The sequence below is a fragment of the Fictibacillus phosphorivorans genome, assembly GCF_007673525.1.
In the GTDB taxonomy this organism is placed as follows: Bacteria; Bacillota; Bacilli; order Bacillales; family Fictibacillaceae; genus Fictibacillus; species Fictibacillus phosphorivorans_C.
Map to the genome: position 1 here is coordinate 1,825,889 of NZ_VDZU01000001.1, position 24,465 is coordinate 1,850,353.

Sequence of the window (24,465 nt, forward strand, 5' to 3'; positions counted from 1 at the left end):
AATTAATGCTAGATGCTTGTTTTGATAAGTGGGGTGGCAGCAATGGAAGAAGATCTTCAAAAAGTGAAACTACGTATAGAAAAACGGTTAGTACAATTGGATGATCAGAACAAAACTGACGCACCATTTAACGATGCCATGGATCATTATGGAAAGATTGAAGGCTATCCAACTAACAATATTTCCAAAGTGAATTTGCAAGGCTTTCCTATGCCAATCCGTGTTCTCGGCTACTTTTTTCTTGGAACGATGGGTGTGGGGATGATTACGGTTCTACTTTTATCGCTGTTTAAATAATTCATTATATATACTATGGTGAGGTGTTCTGAAATGAATAAACGTGTACAATTCGACTTTGAAATCGACTTTTCGAATGGCGGAGGGTTACAAGGTCAAGAATTCCGTCTAGATCTGCATGGTGAGGATATTTCCGATGAAGAGCTGGCAAAGTATATTGTTGAGGATATGCGACTGCTGATGGTTGGGGAGGTCAGGATCTTAAACAAGAAGATCATTGAAGAAAAGCATAAACGAAAATCGTAAGTGATTTTATTAATTTTCTTAATTCTGGGGGTTACATGTTGAGTACTACCTATGTAAATTGGGGAGAATCATTAGTTAAATTAACTTGGGAAAGGTCGACGATACTTCCTCCATATCACTTAATTACAAGTGTTCACGGATTTTGTTTCAAAGAAGATAAGTTATTATTGGTAGACTTGAAACATAGAGGATGGGACTTTCCCGGAGGTCATATTGAGCCAGGTGAAACCGCTGAAGAGTGTTTCAAAAGAGAAGCACTTGAAGAGGGATATGTTGAAGGTGAGTGTAAGATAGTTGGTTATATTATTGTGAATCACAGTGAGAATCCACACTGGACGGAAAGTAGTAACTATCCCAAAATTGGCTATCAAGTTTTTTACAAAATGGATGTAACAAAAACGCTACACTTTGAGGGGGCTTTTGAAGCTTCTCAACGTACGTTTATAGATTCTAGCAGGATTACATCTAACTATTCTAAATGGAACGCTGTTTATCAAGAGATTTTAGACTGTGCGATTCAACAATAAAGGCCCTCTGATTAGAAGGCCTTTTCTTTTATGTTTTAAAAAAACATCACGAAAATGCTTCCGAATATTGAACAACACCAGTAACATCAGCTAAGGAATTCTCCGTTAACTCAAGAGCCATAAAGACTTCATCAGGAACATCAAAAGGAGCTTGAATTTTCCATGTGCTAGCTCTCTTGAATCCAAACTTCGGATAATAATCTTGATGTCCTAACACGATGACGGATTGATAGCCTAACTCCTTGGCAGAGGTTAGCGCAGCTTTTATGAGTAGACTCCCAATCCCTTTATTTTGATATTCTGGAATAACCGATACAGGTGCAAGTGCCAGTGATTCAACCTCTTTTTTCTCGTTAACAATTTTCACTTTTGAAAGCAGAATATGCCCAATGATCTCTTGTTTGTTGTTCTCAGCGACTAAGGAAAGTTCAGGTACAAATGCTTTTGTCTTCCTAATCCGGTTTACTAATAGATGTTCTTTCTTATCACTGAATTCCTCTGATTCAAATGCACTTCTAACGACTTCTTCCGTCTTTTTATAATTTTCCGTGCGTTCGACGCGAATTTTTATATCCATTTATAGTCTCCTCATCTTTTCTAATACACGCTTATTTTTCTATAAATGGCACCTTCTTCATAGAGGAGAAGGTTTACTTACTCAGCTCTAAACATAAGTTGTTCAAACAAAAACCTCCATATGAAATATGTTCTATCGTATTAAGTTTCTGATCTCCCGTCAACATTAGAAAATGGTTCATGAAGTTAGCTTTTACAAAAGGAAATATTGTGTTTTCATAGAAATGATAGATGTTGATGAATTGTAGAACGTTGTGGGGGTTAAACGATGTCAAAAGATATGTTAAATCCGAAAGTAGATGAGTTTTTGAAAGATGCAAAATCGTGGAGGGAAGAGTTTGAGCAGTTACGAAGAATCGTGTTAGACTGCGGCCTCTCCGAAGACTTTAAGTGGATGCACCCATGCTACACGTTAAACGGAAAGAATATCGTTTTAATACATGGATTCAAAGAATATTGTGCTTTACTGTTTCATAAAGGTGTTCTGTTGAAAGACGAAAAGAAGATCTTGATTCAACAAACAGAGAATGTTCAATCAGCGCGTCAAATTCGATTTACGAATGTTCAAGACATATTAGATATGGAAAGCACACTTAAGGCTTACATCCATGAAGCGATTGAAGTTGAAAAATCAGGATTAACAGTGCAATTGAAGAAAACAGCCGATTACTCAATGCCCGTTGAATTTCAGGATAAAATGGACGAGATCTCTGATTTGAAAGAAGCTTTTGAAGCTTTAACGCCTGGAAGACAAAAAGCGTATATCCGGTATTTTGCTGAAGCCAAACAGTCTAAAACTCGCGAGGCTCGTATTGAAAAATATATGGACCAAATCCTTGATGGAAAAGGGTTAAATGATTGTACATGCGGTTTATCCAAACGTATGCCAAATTGCGATGGCTCACATAAAACTATTCAATAAAAAGGGTATGGTCTGTGAAGTAAAAGGAGCAAACGATATGTCTAAGTGGAAGACGAGATTAGTATTTACATCAAGAGGAACATTTGAAGTATTTATTAAAGGTAAGGGGCGGCCGTTCTGTGTAACTCATCACTATTCGGAGTTTAATGATTCTGGTGATTACTTTGCGGACTCTTTTACCGATCGTTATAAGGTGTATCTTGTTAACCTGAAAGAATCGGGAAACTCTACTAAAATAACTTATCCTCATGAGTTGAGCATGTTTGATGGGGTATATGATCTAGAAGCGATTAGAGAAGCATTAGGTATATCAACTTGGACGTATGGTGGACACTCAACAGGAGGTATGATCGGATTGTTGTATGGCATCCACTTTTCTGCAAGCCTGTCCTCTCTCATTATCGTCGGATCAGCAGCGAGAAAATATGCGAATTCTTCTCCTGCGTGTATCTATCATGGGGAACATCCGAAGTTTAATCTCATGCAGGAGCTTATTGAAGCGCTTAAGGATCCCCATTTGTCTCCAGTCGAAAGGGCTAGGATTTCAAAAGAAAGAACAAAGCTTTCACTACATAAGCCAAAGAAGTATGACGAGTATTTTTCTTTACCTATTTCGAAAAAAATGTCTGCATCTCGTATGAATTTCTTTATTAGAGAAGAAATGATATTCGATGTTACAAGGCAACTACATAACATAACGACACCTACATTAATAATGGGTGGAGAGCATGATGTACAGTGTCCAATCTCGTTTTCGGAGGAAATAAGAGAAGGAATTCCGCATTCCACCTTCGTTCGTTTCAATGAAAGTAATCACTATCCATTTCTTGAGGAAGCACATTTGTTTAAAATGGAAATTCAGCAGTTTATGAATAAGATTTTATAAGAATCGTTAGGAGAGAGTTATGTATTCACATATGCCACCGAATTATACGTGTCCTTTTTGTTTAGTAGTACAAGGATTCGAGGACCCCAACAACAAATTGGTTCAAAGCAAGCAACAAGATATTGTTTATCAGGATGAGCATGTGACCGCACTCGTCGCAACGTTATGGTGGCCGAACAACAAAGGTCATGTGATCATCATCCCGAATGGTCACTATGAGAATATTTTTGATCTGCCACTCGATATTGCTGCTCACATCCATAAGATTGCTCAGCAAGTATCTTATGCACTAAAGGATTGCTACAAGTGTGACGGAATCTCTACAAGGCAGCACAACGAACCAGGTGGAAGTCAGGATGTATGGCATTATCACCTGCATGTGTACCCACGTTATTTTAACGACAATCTATATCTCACCCATGGCAGTCTTAGCGATCCAGCTGCCCGTGCCATTTATGCAGCAAACCTTGGAGAATGGTTTCAGGCACATACATACTTAAAACGCTAGTCATTACATAATAAAAAAGAGGATGTCATTCATGAATACACTTACTGAGTTAAAAGAGATTGAAGCTTATTTACTGAAGAAATATGATTGCCACACCATCATTTTGTACGGATCGTATAGTCGTGGAGATTATACAGAAGAAAGCGATGTTGATCTAATATGCTTTTCAGATTCCATTACCGAGGATACGAATGAGGTTGAATTTATAGATGGAAAGCAGCTAGATGCGTGGATCTATCCGACAGACAAGATGAAGCAGTCTGAACCGTTTTTGCGTGTACATAAGGGAGAAATTCGGATTAACAAAAAAGGGTTAGCGGAAGAGTTCTTAGCTGGAATACATAACACTTTTGAGCAAGGTCCGAAACAATTGACTGATGATGAAAAAGACTTCTTGAAAAGTTGGCTGAAAAAGATGCAGGTGAGATCGGCTAAAAATGATTTAGAAGGAAACTATCGCTTTCATTGGATGCTTAAAGACAGTTTAGAGATCTATTTTGAATTGAAAGGTGAATGGTTTTTAGGTCCTAAAGTATCTTTTCAATGGTTAAAAGAGAACGATCCTAAAGCTTTTGATCTTTTTAATCGTGCATTATCAACGGATGCAAAGGATATAAGTTCTAAAGAATTAATAGATTACCTTTGTGAGTTGTAAAAATGGGTAGATAACAAGAGTAAGATTTATGTAGCAGAACTTTTAAACAAACGACTTGCAGCTTTCGATAACAAATAAGTTGTCATATATTATAATTATGATGATAACAGAAGTAATCTATCTGTATATGTTAATAGTATCATTATAAAGAGGCAACCTACATGTTGCCTCTTTATTGATAAAGGAAGATTTATCCTTCCAGCAAAACAGTAGATAAAACCGCTTAATAATCCATATAATGAGCAACTAAGGAAGCCCATTATATTTGATACTCAAAAATATTTCACTCTTCTACTTTCTCCAAGTAACATCCTAACCTCTATTATCTGCTAAATTAATCTATAATAATTTACTATTTACAATTTTCTAATAATTAGATAATATTCTATATATGTATTTTCACTTTATACCGACCGTTTTTTTTTTTTTTTTTGAATGCGCATTCAAAATGATTTCATTTGAAAAAAGAGTGCGCCAACTGAAGATTTTAAATAACTATGGAGGTGCCTATGACTAGTTACCAAGAAGAAAAATTGCTTGTAAGGAGTTATTTTGAGGCATTAGAGAGGGCTACGCCGAAGCAAGTTAATGATGTTTTAGAGGAGTTTACTGCTGATGGTTATAGTTGGAGAGGGGTGTATCCGTTTCGTGAGCTGAAGGGAGCAGTAGCGGTCGCGGAGACTTTTTGGATACCTTTTTTGACGTCTGTAAAGAAGGTTCAACGCCGTCAGGATATTTTTATGGCAGGGACGAATGAGGTTAGTGGTGAGAAGTGGGTTATGAGTATGGGGCATTTAATGGGCCTGTTTGACGAGGATTGGATGGGGATCCGTAGGACGGGCAAGATGATCAACCTAAGGTATGCGGAGTTTCATTGTGTGGAAGATGGGAAGATTACGCAGACGGGTTTGTTCGTTGATTTAATTGGTTTTATGCTTCAAGCGGGGGTGAATCCTTTGCCACCGTCTACGGGGAGTTACTTTGTGTATCCAGGACCGAGAAATCATGATGGCCTTTTGTTCGAAGATGCTCCAGAAACCGAGGGTGTTAAGACCTTGAATTTAGTGAACCAGATGGTGAATAATTTATCGGAGCTGAATAAGAGCGGGAAGATGGGATGTCCTCCGGAATTATTAGAGCAGACTTGGGAGGAGGATATGATCTGGTATGGACCTGGTGGAATTGGGGCAAGTTATACAATTCCTAGGTATCAGATGCAGCACCAGCTCCCGTTTCGAGAGGGATTGAAGGATAAGAAGTTTAACGGTCATGTTTGTCGTTTTGCTGAAGGGGCATTTGCTTGTTTCTTTGGTTGGCCAAATCTTTCGAATACACCGATTGGTGGATTTCTCGGTTTACCAGGGGGAGAGGTGAAGGCGGATATGCAAGTGGTAGATGTGTATTATCGCCGAGGAGACAAGCTATCTGAAAATTGGGTGCTGATTGATATTCCTTATTGGCTGAAGCAGCAAGGATTGGATATTTTCGAAAGGACACAAGCGGTGATGAATCCGATCCTTTAGAGGGGCTTACGCATTGGTTGATTGAGTAAATAACCCTTTACATAAATGAGCGTGTTAACAAAAATACGGATCATATTGAATGCGCATTCAAAAAGGATATGAAAAGAAAGATAAGGGGGAAGGATCAAGATGAGTTGGATCGATATGACAATTATTGCGGTATACATGATCACTCTAATCATCATGGGGTATAAGCTGGGAAAGGGAAATCATACTCAGGATGATTACTTTGTGGGAGGCAGATCGGTGGCGACGTTGCCTATTGCGCTCTCAATAGCCGCTACGACTGTAAGTGCGAATGGTTTTATTGGGGGACCGGGTTGGTCTTATGAGTCTGGAATGATTGCGTTTATGCTGAACTTTAGTATCCCATTAGTTTTAATTTTAACGCTATCTATATTCCTACCATTTTTTTATAACTTAAGAGTGACGTCCATCTATGAATATATTGAAATGAGGCTCGGAGGGAAAAGTAGACTGCTGGTGGTATTTGGCTTTATTGTTTCGAATGTGATTCAGGTTGGATCTTTTTTATTTATCCCCTCTTTGGTGATTCAAACATTTACGGGGTGGTCGTTGACATTTGTTGTTCCACTTGTAGTGGCAGTGTCGATTCTGTATACGTTGCTGGGTGGGATAAAAGCGGTTATTTGGACGGATGCCGTTCAGATGGTTGTTTTGTGGGGAGCAGTCATTGCGTCGGTCGTGATTATTTTAATCAATCTGGACATTGGTTTTTTTGAGGCGATGAAGGTGGTTAAACAAGAAGGGAAGCTTGATGCACTTGATTTCTCACTTGAAGCTCAATTAGAAAATGGTGTGTGGGTCGGTTTAATCGGGGGACTTTTTATGTGGCTTAAATATTATGCGACCGATCAAACACAGACTCAGCGGATGTTCGCAGCCAAGTCTATTAATGAAGTGAAGCGTTCCATTTGTATAAGTGGATTTGTGATGAATAGTATGTATTTCGTGTTCATGTTCATGGGTGTCTTGCTCTTTGTGTATTTTGGCGGAAGGGAGTTTAGTAACTCAAACAATATTATGATCACGTTCATTGCCAACAATGTACCTGTCGGTGTGTTGGGGTTACTTCTAGCGGGAATCTTTGCTGCGGCCATGTCGAGTATAGACTCTGTGCTCAATTCTGTTACGACAGTGTTTATTAAAGATATTTATGAGAAATTTGTATCAAAAGGAAAGCAGGCATCTTTAAAGGTATCCATGATTTTTACATTCGTATTCGGGTTGTTGCTGATTGTCTTTACGTTGTTAGCATTTAGTGGAACAACTGCATCTATTTTAAAGACGGTAGGGAGTTATCTATCGTATTTTTCAGGGGCGATTCTGGCGATGTTCTTATTGGCTATGTTTACTAAGCGAGCGAATGACAATGGGGTCGCCATTGGGTTTGTTCTTGGAATTATCGTAACTACGTATATCGGGAATCTAGGACTCGTAAATTGGCTATGGAATTATCCGATCGGTTGTGTGATTTCACTCATCATAGGTTACAGTGCTAGTTTACTATTTAGTAAGAATAGAAAACTTGAGGTCGAGGAATTTACGTATCAAGGTCAAAGGTTAAAGCTTATCGCAGACGGAAATACGACAGATGCGAATGGCCATTCCATCTTACCAGGAGGATTTGATCGTTATTCCTATGCTCTTTTGGGATTGTTCATCGCTCAGATTGTTATATTGGGACTTATTCAACTTTAAGGAATGTTGAAGTGAAAATTGACCTAGAGGTGATAGGATGTTCGTCCTAATAAGACAAATTGAAGTTTTCAGAATATTCAACTATAATGAACCTGTGAATCCGGATTCAATCGTTTGAAAAAGTTATCCGGTATCTAATGTTTCGTATTGAAAGGGTTTTGATCAATGAAAGACAGAATTAGTGCTTACGATGTAGCAAGAAAAGCAAGTGTGTCCCAGTCTACCGTATCGAGGGTGCTGAACAATTACCCTCATATTAAAGAGTCAACGAAACAAAAAGTTCTCATCGCGATCGAGGAGCTAGGCTTTACACGGGATGAAATTGCAAGAAGTCTCGCGAGTAATAAAACGAGGACGATCGGTTTAATTGTAGGGGATATAACGAATCCTTTCTTTGCAGAGAGCGCCAAGGTAATCACAGGAAAAGCGCAGGAGAGGCAGTACGATGTAATTCTTTGCAACACCAATCACAACGAAGAAAACTTAAACAAATACATTCAGACGCTGAAAGGCAAGCGCGTCGACGGGATCATCATTGCCTCAGCCGATAAGAACAACGAACGAATCAAAGAGTTATATAATCAAAATTTTCCCGTCATTTTATTTAATAGTATTTTGGAACATGAGAAAGCGAACTATATTGCGGTGAATAACTACAAGGGAGCAAAAATCGCTGTAGAACACCTCTATCAACTAAATCACCGCCGCATCGGATATATTGCCGGCCCATCCAAGTACTTGACGACACACCTAAGAAATCTGGGGTATGAAGAAGTGCTGAAGGAATTGGGAATTGAGAGAAATGACGAGTACATCTACAATAAGGAATTCTCATATGACGAGGTCTACCACTTCACCAAAGCATTACTAAAAAAACGCGACCGTCCCACTAGCTTTTTCGCTGCTTCTGATCAGATGGCTCTCGCAGTCCTAGATGCAGCAGCAAGCGAGAACATCAAGGTACCAGAACAACTATCGGTGATTGGCTTTGATGACATCGATTTAGCAAGGAATCAATACATCGGTTTATCGACAATTACTCAGCCCAAAGAAAAAATGGCTACACTTGCATTGGAGAAGCTGATTTCCCTTATAGAAGACGGGGAAGAGAACGATGCTGGGTTCCAAATTATATTAGAACCCGATTTGATCCAACGAAAAACGACGGGGTTTCTTGTGGAGAAATCGACTTAGAAGGGAGGAAGGGTATTGACCCAATTCGCAGATTTAAAAGGGAAAAAGGTTTTGGTTACTGGAGGCAGTAAAGGGATTGGCAAGGATATTGCTCTTTCTTTTAGTAAGCTAGGATCGATTGTTGTCATCAGTGGGCGGAATGAAGATGACTTGTCCACCGCTGTCGATGAGTTAAAGGAGCACAACCCTCAGTGCTCGTATGTAAAGGCAGATATCAGAAAGATTGATGAGACTTATAAGATGGTAGATAAAGCTGCTGCCCATATGGGGGGACTGGATATCGTGGTGAACAATGCAGGGATCAATCGTCCGAAAGAAGCGATGGATGTGACCGAAGAGGATTGGGATGCCATTTTGGACACGAATCTTAAAGGAAGCTTCTTCTCCTCTCAGCGTGCAGCTCATTATTTTATCCCACAGGCTAGCGGAAAAATCATCAATATCGTGTCACAGATGGCTTTCGTCGGGTATGTGAAACGGGCTGCCTATTGCTCAAGTAAGGGAGGAGCTGTTCAGATGACTAAGGCGCTTGCTGTCGAGTGGGCTCCTCACAATATTAAAGTGAATGCCGTCGCTCCGACGTTCATTGAAACGGAACTCACATCCGACATGTTCCTAGACAAAGAATTCTACCAGGATGTCCTTCGCAGGATTCCATTGGGGAAACTCGCCCAACCCTCCGATGTGACAGGAGCAGTCTTGTTTCTTGCATCTGACATGGCAAACTTTATAACAGGTGAAACCATTAAGGTGGATGGTGGTTGGACGTCTATCTAAAATTTTCAAAAAAGGAGGTATGTAACATGACGAAAACAGAAGAGCGATCAAAAGAAGAAGTGAAAAGTCCATTTCATCAGCCAACACATCATGATAAGGTTTTTTACGGTGATTCAAACCTCGTCAACTCTGTAGGATATGCTGATTACAACGAATACTCTAAGCATACAGCCCGAAAGCAAAGAATGAATGGTTTTGACGATGAATATCTTGATTTTGTGGATTATATCATTAAAATTACCCACCGAATTTGGGAAGAAAAAGGCATAGGTGTCATCTATCAAACGTATCATAACGACGTCACGATGCACACGGGGACAGACCACATTAAGGGAGTGAATGCGGTTGTATCCGGGACATTGCAGGCATTGCACGCGTTTCCAGACCGAAGGCTCATCGGTGAGAATGTGATTTGGTCCGGAAATGATGAGGAGGGGTTCCTATCTTCGCACCGTGTGGCTTCTAATGCGACCAACCTAGGAGATTCAGCGTTCGGACCGGCCACAGGGAAGAAGGTCTTCTTTAGAACGATGGTGGATTGCTTCGTTCATTCTAACCGAATTGTAGAGGAGTGGCTTGTGAGGGACAATCTTTCACTGGTGAAGCAGCTGGGCTTTAATCCTGTTGAGGTGGCAAAGAAGTTGGGACGATCCCCTGTCACCCAAACCCACTTTGGATTAAGCGAAACGATGAACGGCCAGTTGATGCCGACGGTGTATTCGCCTAAGTCAAAAGACTTTGAAATCGGTGATTTCATTCTGGAGATGTACAACAAACTGTGGGAATGGAGATTGTTTAATCACGTGAAGGACTTTTATTCTGATCATGCCGTCGTCCACTACATTTGCAACCAGGATCTGATTGGATCGAGTCAGATTCAAGGGATGCTCGTCAGTTTGTTCGCCTCCTTCCCGAGTGCCAAGTTCATCGTTGAAAGAGTTACGTGTAACGAGGGTATCCAGCATAATGGATGGGATGTTGCTGTTAGATGGAGACTACAGGGCATTCATGAAGGCATCGGATATTTTGGGAGCCCGAGCGGAAAGCCGGTTGAGATTTTGGGTATTAACCACCTAAAGGTGAGAAATAGAAAAATAATTGAAGAGTGGATCACATTTGACGGATTGGATGTGCTGAGACAGATTTATCTCGGAGAACAACATGAAGAGGAAAAAAATTATAAAACTTTTTGAATGCGCATTCAAAAACAGAGGAGTGAAACTGATGTCAACAAGTACAACGTTAGAAAATCGTTCAATTATAAGCTTTCAAGATTTTCAAATGCCCGGAAATGTACGTTTCGGAATGGATACCTTTTACTCTCTTCCAGACGAAATCAACAAATTAAACGTGAAAAAAGTGGTCATCATTAGCGATAAGGGACTGGAGCGAGAAGGGCTCGTTCAGCGCGCCCTGGAATTAGTTGAATCCTCTGGTGTTGAGCCGGACGTGTTCTCCGATATCGAGGGGGAACCTACATTTTCACTCGTCAAAAAAGCGGTTGCGTATGTGAAGCAGGTAGAAGGCGAGCTCGTTATAGGCATTGGAGGTGGCAGCGCACTTGATGTGGCTAAAGCAACGGCGGCTCTTGTAGATAAAGAGGATATTAATCCTTATTTAAGTGGTGTGTCCTCCATTGAATCGAGGTCAGTGAAATGCATCTTGCTTCCAACTACGTCAGGAACAGGATCAGAAGTCACGATGAACGCCATTTTCGGGGATGAAGAAAAGGAATTGAAACGAGGGATTGTCAGCAAATACCTTCTTCCAGACGTGGCCATCATCGACCCAGCTCTGACACTTTCATGCCCGCCAAGGGTGACCGCTGCTTCTGGAGTGGATGCCTTCACGCACGCAATTGAATCGTATGTCGCCTCAAAAGCAACCCCTCTTACGAGAATGTATGCAGAGAAGGCGATGAAGTTGTTCGTTCCGTCGATTACGAAGGCCGTTCATAATGGCAAGGATTTAGAGGGACGCATCGGTATGAGTTGGGTCAGCGTATTGGCCGGTGTGTCGCTCGCTAACGCTGGAGTGGGAGCCGTTCATGCACTGGCTTATCCACTCGGCGGAAGATATCAGATTGAACATGGTGTAGCAAATGCCTTACTCATGCCATATGTGTTCAAAGTGACTGGAGTAACGTGCACGAAAGAGATGGTCGAGGTAGCACGCTATCTAAATCTCGGGGATTACACGGACCGGCCGCATCAGGCCCTCCAGGCAGTCGTAGGATACTTGTTTGATTTGCTTAAAACACTGGAGCTTCCTATATCGCTCTGTGAACTTGGGGTGAGAGAAGAGGACTTACCAACCCTTGCCAAACAATCGTCGCAAATCGATCGACTCTTATCCAATACACCGTATCAACTCACCGAATCAAAAATTCTTGAGATTTACCAACATGCATGGAAGGGAGTTGAAGCATGATGTTAAAGCAATCTTCTAAAAAGAACCTTTTTATAAATGGCAAGTGGCAAGAAGCAGGAGATTACTACCAATTGACATCCCCTTATAACGGAAAGTTCCTCGCCAGTGTCCCACTGGCGAACAAAAGGGAAGTGGAAGATGCATTAGCAAGTGCTGAAATCGGTGCTATGAAAATGAAAGAGCTGACCTCGTTGGAACGGTCAAATGTCCTTGAACGCGTTTCTAAGCTTTTTGAAGAACGATCAGAAGAAGCAGCGGAGATTCTAGCTCTTGAATGTGCAAAACCTATCAAAGCGGCACGTGCAGAAATTGCAAGAACCATAGAAACGTATAAGTTCGCTAGTGAAGAGGCGAAGCGCATCCATGGCGAAACGATTCCGATGGATGCGGCCAAAAGTGGGAAGGGTCGCTTCGCCTACACCATCCGTGAGCCATTAGGGGTAATTGCCGCGATTACACCGTTTAATTTTCCATTCAACTTGGTCGCTCATAAGCTTGGACCGGCTTTTGCAGCGGGGAATTCAATCGTTCTAAAGCCTGCGAATCAAACACCACTCAGTACCCTATTTACAGCGGAATTATTTGAGCAAGCAGGCTTGCCGGATGGAGCATTGAACGTTGTGACGGGTAGAGGAAGCGTCATAGGAGATCAGCTCGTGAGGGATCCCAGAGTCAAAATGGTGACATTTACAGGAAGCGTGGAGGTCGGTCTTGGCATTAAAGAAAAAGCTGGACTGAAAAAAATCACCCTTGAACTCGGATCGAACTCAGCTGTCATCATCGATGGGACAGATGATCTTGACGCTGTCGTCGACCGATGTGTGGAAGGCGCTTACGCATTTTCCGGTCAAGTCTGCATCTCCGTTCAACGAATTTATGTCCAAGAAGAACTCTATGAAACATTTGTAGAACGCTTCGCCGAAAAAGTAAAGCAGCTTGTTATAGGGGATCCTCTATCTGAAGGAACTGACCTCTCAGCGATGATCAACGAAACCGAAGCAGAGAGAGTCGAGCGCTGGATTGAGGAAGCAGCAGAGTCAGGTGCCAACATCACACTTGGTGGAAAACGAATAGGAGCGATTTTTGAGCCTACCATCATCACAGGTGCTTCGTCCACATTATCCATCAGCTGTAAAGAAGCCTTTGCCCCGGTCGTTACAATTACACCTTACGATTTTTTGAAAGATGTGGTTACCTGTGTGAATGACTCTCAATATGGATTGCAGGCAGGCGTTTATACGACCTCCATTCATAAAGCGTTTGACGCGATAGCCGCCCTACAGGTTGGAGGCGTTATGGTCAACGATGTTCCGACATTCCGTGTCGATCACATGCCCTATGGCGGCGTGAAAAACAGCGGGACCGGTAGAGAAGGCATCAAATATTCAATCGAAGAAATGACCGAACTGAAGCTCGTCACCATCAAATTTTAAAGATAGAAAGGGAGATTATCTATGCCTACTCAACAACCGAAAGTTAAAAGACACGTTTCAAATGAAAAGATGGAGGAAAACTGGATTGTCCGTTTCAATGACCTAAAGTCAAAAGCCATTCCACTCATGTTCATAGACAGTATCATCCCCGGGCACCAACGTCTTAATTATGCACTCATTGGGGACACGGCAAGTGAAAACGACAAATATTCCCCTGAGATAACAGAGCCTCACGGCTTTCAAATTGGAATGGTCAAGGCACCTCCAGGCAACGGCCCGGCCTACCATACACATGATTATATTGAAGTGTTCCTTCCGCTTTCTGGGAAATGGAGATTCTATTGGGGGAATAGCGAAGATGAAATTGAAGGAGAAACCATTATTGAAGAATGGGATCTGATTTCTCTCCCACCCGGCCTATGGAGAGGGTTTGAAAACATTAGCGATGAGGATGCGTGGATATTTGCTGTATTAGAGCAGCATGAAGTATTTGATGGAAAAGATCCATACTGGTCGCCTCAGGTCGTTAAAAAAGCGGCAGAGCACGGTTTTCATGCAGATGAGTTTGGAAAAATGGTTAAACCAGACAACTTTGCGAGCCTTGAGAAACAAATGGCTGAGAAACTCAGAGCAGGAGAAAAATAGATGGAAAAGGAAGCACTCGTCTTACTGCCTGGTACGTTATGCGACGAGAAACTGTGGAAACATCAGTTAGAACATCTAACTGATGTTTCCAACCCCATAGTATGTGTTCTGAACAAAGAAGCAACGATTGAAGAAATGGCTGAGAGGGTCTTAGACGAAGCCCCACACCGCTTTGCCCTCGCTGGATTGTCACTCGGTGGAATTGTGGCGATGGAAATCATACGCCAGCAACCGGAAAGAGTAACAAGGCTAGGACTCTTAGACTCTAACCCCACCAGACCGAGACCGGAACAAAGGAAAAGTTGGGCAGAACTCCGTGCAATGGTTGAGGCGGGACACTTTCAACAAGTGGTACAACAACGTCTGCTGCCGAACCTCATCCATCCGAGCAGACAAGGAGATCATATGCTCGTATCAACAATCATGGATATGGCAGAAACGATAGGTCCAAACTACTATCTTAAGCAGCTACATGCTGTAGCATTGCGGTCAGATTATCGGGAAGGTTTACGGGATATTACTGTTCCCACGCTATTATTGGTAGGGAAAGACGACACCGTTTGTCCCCCGTATCTGCATGAAGAAATGAGTGCGCTCATTAAAAAATCACAATTAGTAGTGGTGGATGAATGTGGACATTTAAGTACCCTAGAGCAGCCTGAAGCCGTTACGGATGCCCTTCAAAATTGGCTGAGGAGGAAATGCCATGCATAATCGTGTAAAGGAAAAACTTAAGAGCGGAAAAAAAGTCCTTGGTAGTTTCATAGGATTCTATTCTCCAAATCTAGTCGAAATCATGGGCTATGCTGGATTCGACTTCATCGTCATAGACGACGAGCATGGCGCATTCAGCCAAACCGAACTGGAGAACTTGATTAGGACTGCCGAATCAGTTGACCTGGTCCCCATCGTCCGCGTCTCATATGACCCATCCAGTATCCAGAAAGCACTGGACCGTGGAGCGAAGGGAGTGCAAATTCCGATGGTCAACACAAAGGAAGATGCCATCACCGCTGTCAAACGGGCCAAATTTCCGCCATTGGGAACGAGGGGCGTCGCATACTCACACAGAGCCGCCCACTATGGACATCAAGGAGGGGAGTCATTCCTGAATCAATCAGACGAAAACATCCTAGTCATCCCTCATATCGAAACCCATCATGCAGTGGAAAACATCGAGGATATCATGAGTGTCGACGGCATCGATGCCATCTTTATCGGAACTACAGACCTATCTGTCGACATGGGCTACAAACAACAAGGCGCCCAACACCCAAACGTTCAACAAACATTGCAACACCTATACCAAAAAGTTCTAGTCAAAGGAATGCCCATCGGAACGGTAGCTGCCGATAGCAAAGGAACACAGCAAGCCTTTGAAAAAGGTAACACCTATGTTTGCGTAGTGGGGAACAACGTGATATTGAATGCATTTAAGGGAGTTGTTGAACGGAAAGAAGTACTTCGTTAAAAAACAGACTACTAAAAATCACCCATCCATTTTTGGTAAGAAATATGGATAGGTGATTTTTTTACTTTATACCGAAGCTTTCTCTAAGTCTGACTTTATTTCTTGAAGCCATTTTAGGTTTACTAAATGGTGAGAACGAGAATTTTCGTTCATACGGTGAAAATAATCAATCTTGCCAGGTGATTCCTTATGGTTCGCTAAGTATTCATCAAGAAGGGCAATTCTGGCTTCAGTTTGTTCAATCTGAGATTGGATACATTGCAATAATTTATTTTTATCGAATACATCTGCAAATAATAACGTCCCATAGATTGGTAATTTTACATATTCGGTTTTCGTTCCATATTTGGTCATTAACTTATTAAATTCTTCTAAGCCCAATGACGTGATTTTAAAGGTATGAATGTCACGACCGTTGTTTGGACGTATGTGTTGTGTTTGTTCAATCCAACCTTTTTCTTCAAGTTGTTGCAAATTGTAATAAAAGGATCCTTTCGTAAAGTTAACGATATATTGATAATGTCGTTTTTCCATTAAACTTAAGAGTTCATATCCATGAGCGCCAGGTTTTTGTATAAGTAATCCAAGGATTAGTAAGGGAATCAAGATTGCATCACCACCGCCATATTTGCTTCAAATTCAGCGTATGTGATTTTACCTAGAGCTAAATCCATACTATGAATATACATTTGTTCGGTTTTCGAATAGTTATTGTTTATTTTTAGGGATTGATCCTCATCCTTTAGGGGCTCTAAGATATGACACTTTTTCGAAAATGCGGCGTAATAACGAAAGCCAAATTTTCGTTGTGAAACAGCGTTCAAATGAATACCATCCGGATTAGAAGTTAAACCTTTTGCCGATACAAAATAACAATTCTGCTGCTCATGAGCGAATCGCCGTAATTGTTTGTTGATCTCCTGAAACTCTGATGAGTACTTTCCGAAGCCTGTTTTTCCTAAGAAATCCCCTAGCTCACCAATCATTAATGGGACATGCTGAAGTTTTAATTCTTTACGTAAAGTTTCAATGATCAGAGATAGCTTTTCGTAGTACGTTTCATGTAGAGAATTTTGGCTATCACTTTCTCCTTGATGCCAAAGTAAGCCACAAATTTGACTGCTTTCAAGAGCAAATTGAGCTTCTGACAAAGCATGTTGAAAAAGAGTACCTTGTGGATGCCAATCGTCCAAGGAACTGCCACCTTCCGCACATGGTATCAAACCAATTTGTTCATCCTGGTTGGCTTTTGCAAATGCCTCTGCAAAGGATGCTGCTAGACTTACACCAGCAACAGGACGGTCATAATTAATGGGTTCTGTCATCATTTGCCACTGTCCGTTGCGCAACATTTTTATTTTTTCATCATAGATCGGTTCTACTTCATGCAAGAAGCCACGACCTGCCATATTTGATTGCCCTAACATTAAAAAAGATTTAATCATTTCATCTTCATTCCTTTACCTAAATAGTCTAATTAGACTTGTTTATTATAATAAAGTCTAATTAGACTATCGTCAACTTGCTATTGCTTGTCATTTTTTAATATAGAATTTCAGTGAGTATATTAATATCTACCAGTCAATACTTTTGTTATTACCTTATAAGCTAGTAGCAATTAATTTACATGAGTATAATTTTTTGAGAAAGTAGAGTTACTATGTAGAGGATTATAAAAATAATGAGGTAGGATAAAAATATGATTGCAAAAACAGAAGAAGATTTTAATGGTTTGAAGGAAATTGGCAGAATTATTGCCTCAATTAGAGATGAATTAGTACAAAGAACAATTCCTGGCATAACGACGAAAGAACTTGATGAAATAGCCGGAGAACTTTTAGAAAAAGCAGGTGCAGTTTCAGCTCCTAAAGGTGAATATGACTTTCCAGGGTTTACGTGCATCAGTATCAATGATGAAGTGGCTCATGGTATTCCCGGTCATCGGGTTATTCAAGAAGGCGATCTTGTAAATATCGATGTATCTGCTTCAAAGAACGGTTATTTCGCTGATACTGGAATCTCATTTGTAGTAGGACAAGGAAATGAAGTATTAACGAGATTATGCGATGTTGCGAAAAAGGCATTTGAAGCAGGTCTGAAGAAAGCAAAACCCGGTTCCAAAAAAAGTAGAATCGGAAAAGCAGTATATGAAACAGCGAAACAGCATGGATTCACGGTTATCAAAAACCTTACAGGACATGGTGTGGGACGTAGAATACATGAAGAACCAGACCATATTTTAAACTATAACGATCCATGGGATCATGAATTATTAAAAGATGGAATGGTTATCGCATTCGAACCATTTATATCAACCTTGGAAGAAGAAGTTTTCCAAAAAGAAGACGGTTGGACTTATGCTACCGAAAAAAGCTATGTGGCACAAGTAGAACATACAATTATCCTTACTAAAGAAGGCCCGATCATTATCACACTTTAATTCAGCCATGAAGTTTTAAATTTAAAACTTTCGTGTGCAGGAAACATGTTAGTTAAATTTTAAAAATCCACCATCAACACACTGTTATTTTTAAGTAATCAGTGTGTTTTCTTATGGGAAAGGTAAAACTTTTTCATACTTTAGCGAGATTGTGGAATAAGAAAGGATTTGAATTTGTGCATCTAGAACTTATTAAGTTATTCAGCAATCGTATGAGAAAATAGATATCGACAGTACAGAATCAAAGAACGATACAAAAAATTAGACTTTGAAAAACAGATAGCAAACAAAAAAATATATTGTTGTTATAGGAACAATTAGTACGTAAAATGATGTTTGGAAGAAAGACAGGGGATATTTTCGTGTTAGTATTTTCACTTCATATTTTGATAAGTTTCATGGTGTTAGGGATAACATTGGTTCCAGCTCAAATAGTAGAATTTAAAAGAATTGGTTTAAATAACATGGTTGCGATAATTGGATTATCAGGCATTTTTTTAGTGGGTACAGGGATTTTCATTGGGATAGGAGAGTCTTTACATACTTATATTTATATAACGTTGTTTTTACAATTACTTATCCTATGTCTTTTCTATATACTCTATCGCCTTTTTAAAAAAGTGGGGTATTCAAGTTTAATAAATAGCTGTTCCATTAGCTTAACTATAATTAGTTATTTAACTTATGTTTACTATATTATAGGGAGCTTTTTATATTAATTGTTGTTTTTATGGAGCCTATACAACGGAAGTTATCGTACATAATACTAACGCCACTTATTCGACGTAATCGGCAAGTAAAATGTCGTCCTTTGCTAGTTACAGAGCGACATTGGATAGGTAATGTTATAACTGTACCTTAGTCAAAGCGAAAAATAGTGTAGAAAGCAATAGGAAGGACCTATATGAATGACGTCTCATTCTCGAGTAAAAATTCCAGCAGGATTTTGGATTGGATTAAAACAACTGGGGATTGCCGCCCAGGATGTGGTTAGAAAAGCACGACTTCCGCTCACCATTATTACTGAACCAGATGTCACCTCTGCTCAATATTTGGCGATCTGGCAAGCTTATTCCGATCTCATTGATGATAATGCAAAAGGAATTATCAAGCTTACGACTGGTTTTGAAACAGCGCATTACCCTCCTAGTATTTTAGCTACTTACCACGCTCGTGACTACCGTGATGCTCTAAAGCGAATGGCCAGGTACAAACAACTTTGCCCACCTGAAAGTTTACGTATCATCGAGGAAGGTGAGCACTGTACAATCGAACTGGATTGGTTGGATCTTGATCAACCCGTTCCGCCTCTGCTGGTTGGTATTACGCTAGCATTTCTTCTGGAACTTGGCCGCAGGGGCACAGGTCAACCTTTGACGGCGAGGTCCGTCGAATTTTCACACGTTATAGGCGATGTACAGTTACTTGAAGCTTACTTTGGCTGTCGTATCCGGTTAGGTGCAAATTGTAACAGGTTGACCTTATATAGAGGAGATCTGGATCGCCCCTTTGTTTCGTACAACGCGGAGTTACTGGAGATTCTGACTCCCGTACTAGACCAATCGTTGAATGAGCAGAAACGCAGTCACTCAACCACCGATATGGTTAAGTGGATTACGAAACGGAACTTAACAGGAGGGCGTCCCGATATTCAGGCTGTCGCTAGCGAGTTGGGGATGAGTGATCGTACCTTACAGCGCAGACTGTCTGAAGAAGGGACGAACTTCAAGCATCTGTTGACACAAGTGCGACACGAGCAGGCACGAGAGTACTTGGCAGATCCCTCGCTCGATATTAAGGAAGTGGCTTTCCTGATTGGCTATGAAGACCAGAACTCATTCTACCGCGCCTTTCGCCTTTGGGAAGGTGATACTCCTTCAAATTGGCGTAATGAACATTTGGCGATAAATTAATTCTAGTATTAGCACGAAGTAAGTAAGAGGAGAAATATATCATGGATATGAAATTGAAAAATAAAACAGCATTAGTTACTGGGTCGACGAAAGGTATAGGTAAAGCAATTGCTATTGAACTTGCTAAAGAAGGTGTTAATGTTCTAATTAATGGACGAACTTATGAAGAGGTAGAACGAGTTGTAAATGAAATTAAATCAGATTTCCCAGCTACCTCTCCTCAAAATGCTGCAGCCGATCTAGTTGATATTCAACAGAGAGAAGCTTTATTTGAGAGATACCCCAATATTGATATTTTAGTTAACAGTATGGGGATATATGAAATCATGCAATATGAGGACGTAGACGATGAAGTATGGGAAAGATATTTCCGCACTAATTTTCTTGCTGCAAATGGATTATCTAAATTTTATTTACCTAGAATGCTGAACAATGATTATGGCCGCATTATCTTCATTGCGAGTGAAGAAGCAATGATGCCTTCAGGACAAATGCCTCAGTATTGTACAACCAAATCAATGTTATTATCATTATCAAAAAGCTTATCTAAATTAACAAAAGGAACAGAAGTTACAGTTAATACAATCCTACCAGGACCAACGCTCTCTGAAAATGTATATCAAATCATTGAGGGGATCTACCCAAACGAAGACATGAATTTTTCAGAGAAAGAGAAAGAATTTATGGCTACAAACCTACCTCAATCTGAAATTCAGCGATTTATCAGACCTTCTGAAATAGGTAGATTAACTACATTTGTATGCAGTCCCTATGCATCCGCGTTTAAAGGAGCTCCCATACGTATGGATGGGGGAATGGTACCAACTATTTTTTAATTTCTATAACTAAAAGTAATTCTGTGAGTTTGCAGACACCTATATGTCTGCAAACTCTTCTTTATTATTAAGCTCTGTTAAAGGTATATTGCTAATCTTAATAATGTAAAAATCACATTTAAAAAGAACACTAAATACAGAAAATATCCTTTTGTTATGAGCTATACTAGAAATTGTATATATAGAATATGATTTAAATAGAAGTGGAGTTTTCTTATGCCTAAAATTGACAATATGCTAGCCGTTTTATGGATGCTTCGGTCAAGTGAAAAAGTCACTGCCAAACAGATCTCAGAGAAGTTAGAGCTCAATATTAGGACGGTGTATCGGTATATCGATACCCTTTCAACAAGTGGTGTACCTATCATTTCAGATTCTGGACATAATGGTGGATACTCTCTATTGAACCATTTTATAGAGGCTCCTCTTTTCTTTGATATTGAAGAGCAAACGTCACTGTTTCACGCAGCCGTTTTTGCAAGTGAAGCGGGCTATTATGGAGGGGAAGCACTCAATAGAGCGGTATCCAAACTAGGTAGATACTCAAATCCAGAGCAGGAAACACAGAGAAACCAACATTTATCAAGTCTTGAAGTAATCAGTCGATTACATTCATCCTCTGTAGAATCTACATTAAAAGAGCTGGAGACTTCAGTAGCTGAAGGGAACTCCGTAAAGATTACTTACCAAAATAATAAAGAGAACCAAACAAGTGATAGATTGATCGATCCGTACAGAATCATCTATTGGAATAGGAAATGGTATGTGATTGGCTTTTGTCATCTTAGGAAGGAAGTACGGAGTTTTAGAATAGATCGCATCGAAAGGCTAATTCAAACCGAAGACAAGTTTATTCGGCCAGAAGACTTTTCAGCTTCTGACTTTTTTTTGAAGAACCTACTGCCAACTCTTGAAGATAAAGATAAAAGCACAACTTTAGTTATTAATGGGAGTACAACAGCCTTGGTAGATATTTGCCAACATTGGTTTTTAGGACATTATTTACAGAGTCAATCATCAAATCAAGCAACATTTCTTCTGGAAAAAGATATATTACATACATATGTTCCTCACATGCTTTTCCCATACGGTACATCTATTCAAGTGATTGAGCCTATAAGTCTTAAGAAAAGGATTATTGAGGTCCTGTCAGATCTAATAAACTTTCATCAAGTATGATAACTTCCCTGACGTTAGCTGTCAGGGAAGTTATTTTATAATTGTCTATATTACATGTGATGAGGAGTGTTATTGGATGGAAACAAGAAGAGTGTATCTATATGTATTTAATACAATGTCAGACTGGGAGTATGGTTATTTGATTGCTGAGTTACATACAAGGAGGTACTTTAAAAAAGATACAGCACCTTTAAAAGTAGTAACTGTAGGGGCTGATAAAGAAATGGTCACTTCGATGGGTGGATTAAGTATACAACCAGATATATCAATAGAGGAGTGCAGCCTGAAGAGTAAAGATCTTTTAATTTTACCTGGGGGAAATACATGGAGAGAAGATATTCATCAACCCATTATGGAAAAAACAGGCGACGCTTTACAGCAGGGTACGATTGTTGCGGCAATTTGTGGTGCAACAATAGCACTTGCGAATAGGGGATACCTAGATAAGAGAATGCATACGAGTAATAACTTAGATTACTTGAAAATGGTCTGTCCGAATTATAAAGGAGAAAAGTTATATGAGGAGGGACCTGCGGTTGCTGACGAGAATTTGGTTACGGCATCAGGAGTAGCTCCTCTCGAATTTGCGAGGGAAGTGATTAAAAGATTAGATGTATTTGCACCAGATACTTTACATTCATGGTACAAGCTCAATAAGACTCAAGAGCCTGAACACTTTTTTCACTTAATGAACTCTATGGAATAGATGAGTTTGAGAGATTACTGTAGGATAGGACTGCTTGAAAACGTAAAAGTGCATAACTTTTATAAAGGAATACGGTAAGACCTAGAGATACGTCTTATTTAGGAGTGTCGTTCTAAATGAATCCATGTGTATAGGTGATTGATTCTCTACTTTTTCTTTCCTGTGACTTTTTAATTCTCATGACCCATTCACTGCTGTAGTGAAATCAAGTATGATGGTTTTCAGGAATCACGGGGGTGTCATCTTGGTTATATACACAAATAAAGTCTATGAAAATAAGAAAGGATACCTGTACATACCAGTTATCTGGAGAGAAGAGTTTAACATTCATAATGGTTTAGAGATAGGAATCGACTGTTATCATGATTCTATCATTGTCATTGATAAGTCTTTAAAAAGAGAATATAAACAGATAATTTCCAATAAAGGATATCTTACCATTCCTTACGTGTTAAGGCAGAAGTTGATCTGTAATACCTTTCAGATCATTATTGAACAGAAAGATGAAAGAATTATATTGGCTCCAAAATAAAAAAAAACCTCCATCAAAAAAATCTCTGCAATCAAGTGCATTTCTTTAACTAAAGGAATGCGCTCTTTTTTATTGAAATATATAAAGGCTTCATCTTAACTCATTAAGGAGAACACAATATGTTAACAAAACAACAACTTCAAGACATAAAAAAATTACAAAAAGAGTGTGAGGTTCATGATGATATTCAGCTGAAACTGAACTGGAGTATGCTGGAGAATCGTGACTCTGATCAACTCGACTTTTTTTACTATGAAAATGATAAACTAGTGGCGTTTCTAGGCTTGTATCCTTTTGGTTCTACAGTAGAAGTTTGTGGGATGGTGAATCCGAGCAAACGACGTAAGAGGCATTTTCACCGTTTGTTTCAGCAAGGAATGGAAGCAGTTAAACAATACAAATACAATAAAATTTTGTTAAACACTCCAGCTGAATCAAGTGCAGCAAAAGAGTTCTTATTTAAGATAGGAGCTAATTATTCATTTTCAGAACATCAAATGGTTTGTCAAAAAAGTTTAGTAGTACCAGTAGAAGGTATAACACTCCGACAGGCAAAAGTAGATGATGTAGACATGTCTATTCGTATATCTATTGAAGCATTCGGAATGACAAGAGAAGAAGCTACGTCTATGGAACGTTCGTTTCATAAAGAAAGACAAACGGATATGTTAATGATCGATGTGAACGGAAAAACAGTAGGGAAAATTCGTGTTTCACGAAAGGAAGGGGAAGTGTGGATTTATGGCTTTTCCATCTTGCCAGAACATCAAGGTCAAGGATTTGGAAGGAAAGTGCTGGGTCAGGTCATTAAGGAGCAAAGTTCAGCTGGATATTCGGTGTATCTTGAGGTTGAAACTAAGAATGACCAAGCACTTGGATTATATAAAGCAGTTGGGTTTAAAGTAGTACATTCGCAGGATTATTACACATATCTACTTTGAATATTTAGTATGTCATCATTTTGTAATTTGCAATTTGCATAACCTCATGTACTTTCACTAACAAACTACCTTTATGCATCAGAAGGTTGTTTTTATTATGCTAAAA

At 39.9% G+C, this 24,465-nt stretch carries 27 protein-coding genes; 24 read left to right on the plus strand and 3 right to left on the minus strand.

Annotated elements, in window-relative coordinates:
- Positions 1–42: 42 nt before the first annotated feature.
- Genes FS458_RS09060 through FS458_RS09070 form a run of 3 tightly spaced genes read left to right on the plus strand, consistent with a single transcriptional unit; the run spans position 43 to position 1,070 of the window.
- Positions 43–297, plus strand: a complete 255-nt coding sequence (locus FS458_RS09060) for a hypothetical protein (RefSeq protein ID WP_260858529.1) — start codon at positions 43–45, stop codon at positions 295–297.
- Positions 298–330: 33 nt separating this feature from the next.
- Positions 331–543, plus strand: a complete 213-nt coding sequence (locus tag FS458_RS09065; protein ID WP_144699669.1) for a cyclase — start codon at positions 331–333, stop codon at positions 541–543.
- A 38-nt stretch (positions 544–581) separates the two neighbouring features.
- Positions 582–1,070: an NUDIX hydrolase gene (locus tag FS458_RS09070; protein ID WP_144699671.1), complete on the plus strand. Its 489-nt coding sequence runs from the start codon at positions 582–584 to the stop codon at positions 1,068–1,070.
- Between the two features lie 46 nt (positions 1,071–1,116).
- Here FS458_RS09070 and FS458_RS09075 read toward each other — a convergent pair whose 3' ends face one another.
- Positions 1,117–1,647 (minus strand): GNAT family N-acetyltransferase, encoded by a 531-nt coding sequence (locus FS458_RS09075; RefSeq protein ID WP_144699673.1) that lies wholly within the window; start codon positions 1,645–1,647, stop codon positions 1,117–1,119.
- Between the two features lie 267 nt (positions 1,648–1,914).
- On the opposite strand from FS458_RS09075, the gene FS458_RS09080 reads away from it, so the two are divergent.
- The 14 genes from FS458_RS09080 (at position 1,915) to FS458_RS09145 (ending at position 15,812) form a co-directional block, all read left to right on the plus strand.
- A complete protein-coding gene (locus tag FS458_RS09080; protein ID WP_144699675.1) occupies positions 1,915–2,568 on the plus strand; it encodes a DUF1801 domain-containing protein in 654 nt (217 codons plus the stop codon).
- A 37-nt stretch (positions 2,569–2,605) separates the two neighbouring features.
- The gene (locus FS458_RS09085; protein WP_144699677.1) at positions 2,606–3,454 is read left to right on the plus strand and encodes an alpha/beta fold hydrolase; all 849 of its coding nucleotides are present in this window, start codon (positions 2,606–2,608) and stop codon (positions 3,452–3,454) included.
- A 19-nt stretch (positions 3,455–3,473) separates the two neighbouring features.
- Entirely contained in the window at positions 3,474–3,962 is a 489-nt protein-coding gene (locus FS458_RS09090) for an HIT family protein (protein WP_144699679.1), read from the plus strand.
- A 31-nt stretch (positions 3,963–3,993) separates the two neighbouring features.
- Positions 3,994–4,617 (plus strand): nucleotidyltransferase domain-containing protein, encoded by a 624-nt coding sequence (locus tag FS458_RS09095; RefSeq protein WP_144699681.1) that lies wholly within the window; start codon positions 3,994–3,996, stop codon positions 4,615–4,617.
- A gap of 509 nt (positions 4,618–5,126) precedes the next feature.
- On the plus strand, positions 5,127–6,140 hold the full coding sequence (locus tag FS458_RS09100; RefSeq protein ID WP_144699683.1) for a nuclear transport factor 2 family protein: 1,014 nt from the start codon (positions 5,127–5,129) through the stop codon (positions 6,138–6,140).
- 129 nt (positions 6,141–6,269) lie between these two features.
- Entirely contained in the window at positions 6,270–7,862 is a 1,593-nt protein-coding gene (locus tag FS458_RS09105) for a sodium:solute symporter family transporter (RefSeq protein WP_144699685.1), read from the plus strand.
- Positions 7,863–8,027: 165 nt separating this feature from the next.
- On the plus strand, positions 8,028–9,056 hold the full coding sequence (locus FS458_RS09110) for a LacI family DNA-binding transcriptional regulator (protein WP_144699687.1): 1,029 nt from the start codon (positions 8,028–8,030) through the stop codon (positions 9,054–9,056).
- Between the two features lie 15 nt (positions 9,057–9,071).
- Positions 9,072–9,833, plus strand: a complete 762-nt coding sequence (locus FS458_RS09115; protein ID WP_144699689.1) for an SDR family NAD(P)-dependent oxidoreductase — start codon at positions 9,072–9,074, stop codon at positions 9,831–9,833.
- Positions 9,834–9,859: 26 nt separating this feature from the next.
- Positions 9,860–11,026 (plus strand): ester cyclase, encoded by a 1,167-nt coding sequence (locus FS458_RS09120; RefSeq protein ID WP_144699691.1) that lies wholly within the window; start codon positions 9,860–9,862, stop codon positions 11,024–11,026.
- Positions 11,027–11,114: 88 nt separating this feature from the next.
- Positions 11,115–12,263 carry an iron-containing alcohol dehydrogenase gene (locus tag FS458_RS09125; RefSeq protein ID WP_260858761.1) on the plus strand — a complete coding sequence of 383 codons (1,149 nt, stop codon included), beginning with the start codon at positions 11,115–11,117 and terminating at the stop codon, positions 12,261–12,263.
- Positions 12,260–13,696, plus strand: a complete 1,437-nt coding sequence (locus FS458_RS09130; protein ID WP_144699695.1) for an aldehyde dehydrogenase family protein — start codon at positions 12,260–12,262, stop codon at positions 13,694–13,696. Before FS458_RS09125 ends, FS458_RS09130 begins: the two co-directional genes overlap by 4 nt.
- Positions 13,697–13,717: 21 nt before the next feature.
- Positions 13,718–14,341 (plus strand): cupin domain-containing protein, encoded by a 624-nt coding sequence (locus FS458_RS09135; protein ID WP_144699697.1) that lies wholly within the window; start codon positions 13,718–13,720, stop codon positions 14,339–14,341.
- The gene (locus FS458_RS09140; protein ID WP_144699699.1) at positions 14,342–15,055 is read left to right on the plus strand and encodes an alpha/beta fold hydrolase; all 714 of its coding nucleotides are present in this window, start codon (positions 14,342–14,344) and stop codon (positions 15,053–15,055) included.
- Positions 15,048–15,812: an HpcH/HpaI aldolase family protein gene (locus tag FS458_RS09145; RefSeq protein WP_137789226.1), complete on the plus strand. Its 765-nt coding sequence runs from the start codon at positions 15,048–15,050 to the stop codon at positions 15,810–15,812. Before FS458_RS09140 ends, FS458_RS09145 begins: the two co-directional genes overlap by 8 nt.
- Before the next feature lie 66 nt (positions 15,813–15,878).
- On the opposite strand, the gene FS458_RS09150 is transcribed toward FS458_RS09145, so the two are convergent.
- Together FS458_RS09150 and FS458_RS09155 are read right to left on the minus strand one after the other, a co-directional pair.
- Positions 15,879–16,418 carry a PadR family transcriptional regulator gene (locus FS458_RS09150; protein WP_144699701.1) on the minus strand — a complete coding sequence of 180 codons (540 nt, stop codon included), beginning with the start codon at positions 16,416–16,418 and terminating at the stop codon, positions 15,879–15,881.
- The gene (locus FS458_RS09155; RefSeq protein WP_144699703.1) at positions 16,415–17,257 is read right to left on the minus strand and encodes a sialate O-acetylesterase; all 843 of its coding nucleotides are present in this window, start codon (positions 17,255–17,257) and stop codon (positions 16,415–16,417) included. Before FS458_RS09155 ends, FS458_RS09150 begins: the two co-directional genes overlap by 4 nt.
- Positions 17,258–17,511: 254 nt before the next feature.
- On the opposite strand from FS458_RS09155, the gene map reads away from it, so the two are divergent.
- The 7 genes from map to FS458_RS09190 all read left to right on the plus strand — a co-directional run bounded on the left by map (position 17,512) and on the right by FS458_RS09190 (position 24,359).
- Entirely contained in the window at positions 17,512–18,252 is a 741-nt protein-coding gene (gene map / locus FS458_RS09160; RefSeq protein WP_144699705.1) for a type I methionyl aminopeptidase, read from the plus strand.
- Positions 18,253–19,160: 908 nt separating this feature from the next.
- Positions 19,161–20,165 (plus strand): helix-turn-helix transcriptional regulator, encoded by a 1,005-nt coding sequence (locus FS458_RS09165; RefSeq protein WP_144699707.1) that lies wholly within the window; start codon positions 19,161–19,163, stop codon positions 20,163–20,165.
- A 41-nt stretch (positions 20,166–20,206) separates the two neighbouring features.
- A complete protein-coding gene (locus FS458_RS09170; protein ID WP_144699709.1) occupies positions 20,207–21,001 on the plus strand; it encodes an SDR family NAD(P)-dependent oxidoreductase in 795 nt (264 codons plus the stop codon).
- 216 nt (positions 21,002–21,217) lie between these two features.
- Positions 21,218–22,180: a helix-turn-helix transcriptional regulator gene (locus FS458_RS09175; protein WP_144699711.1), complete on the plus strand. Its 963-nt coding sequence runs from the start codon at positions 21,218–21,220 to the stop codon at positions 22,178–22,180.
- Between the two features lie 76 nt (positions 22,181–22,256).
- Positions 22,257–22,886 carry a type 1 glutamine amidotransferase family protein gene (locus FS458_RS09180; protein ID WP_144699713.1) on the plus strand — a complete coding sequence of 210 codons (630 nt, stop codon included), beginning with the start codon at positions 22,257–22,259 and terminating at the stop codon, positions 22,884–22,886.
- Between the two features lie 244 nt (positions 22,887–23,130).
- Complete coding sequence (locus FS458_RS09185; protein ID WP_144699715.1) at positions 23,131–23,418, plus strand: hypothetical protein; 288 nt, start codon at positions 23,131–23,133, stop codon at positions 23,416–23,418.
- A 119-nt stretch (positions 23,419–23,537) separates the two neighbouring features.
- The gene (locus tag FS458_RS09190; RefSeq protein WP_144699717.1) at positions 23,538–24,359 is read left to right on the plus strand and encodes a GNAT family N-acetyltransferase; all 822 of its coding nucleotides are present in this window, start codon (positions 23,538–23,540) and stop codon (positions 24,357–24,359) included.
- The last annotated feature ends 106 nt before the right edge of the window (positions 24,360–24,465 follow it).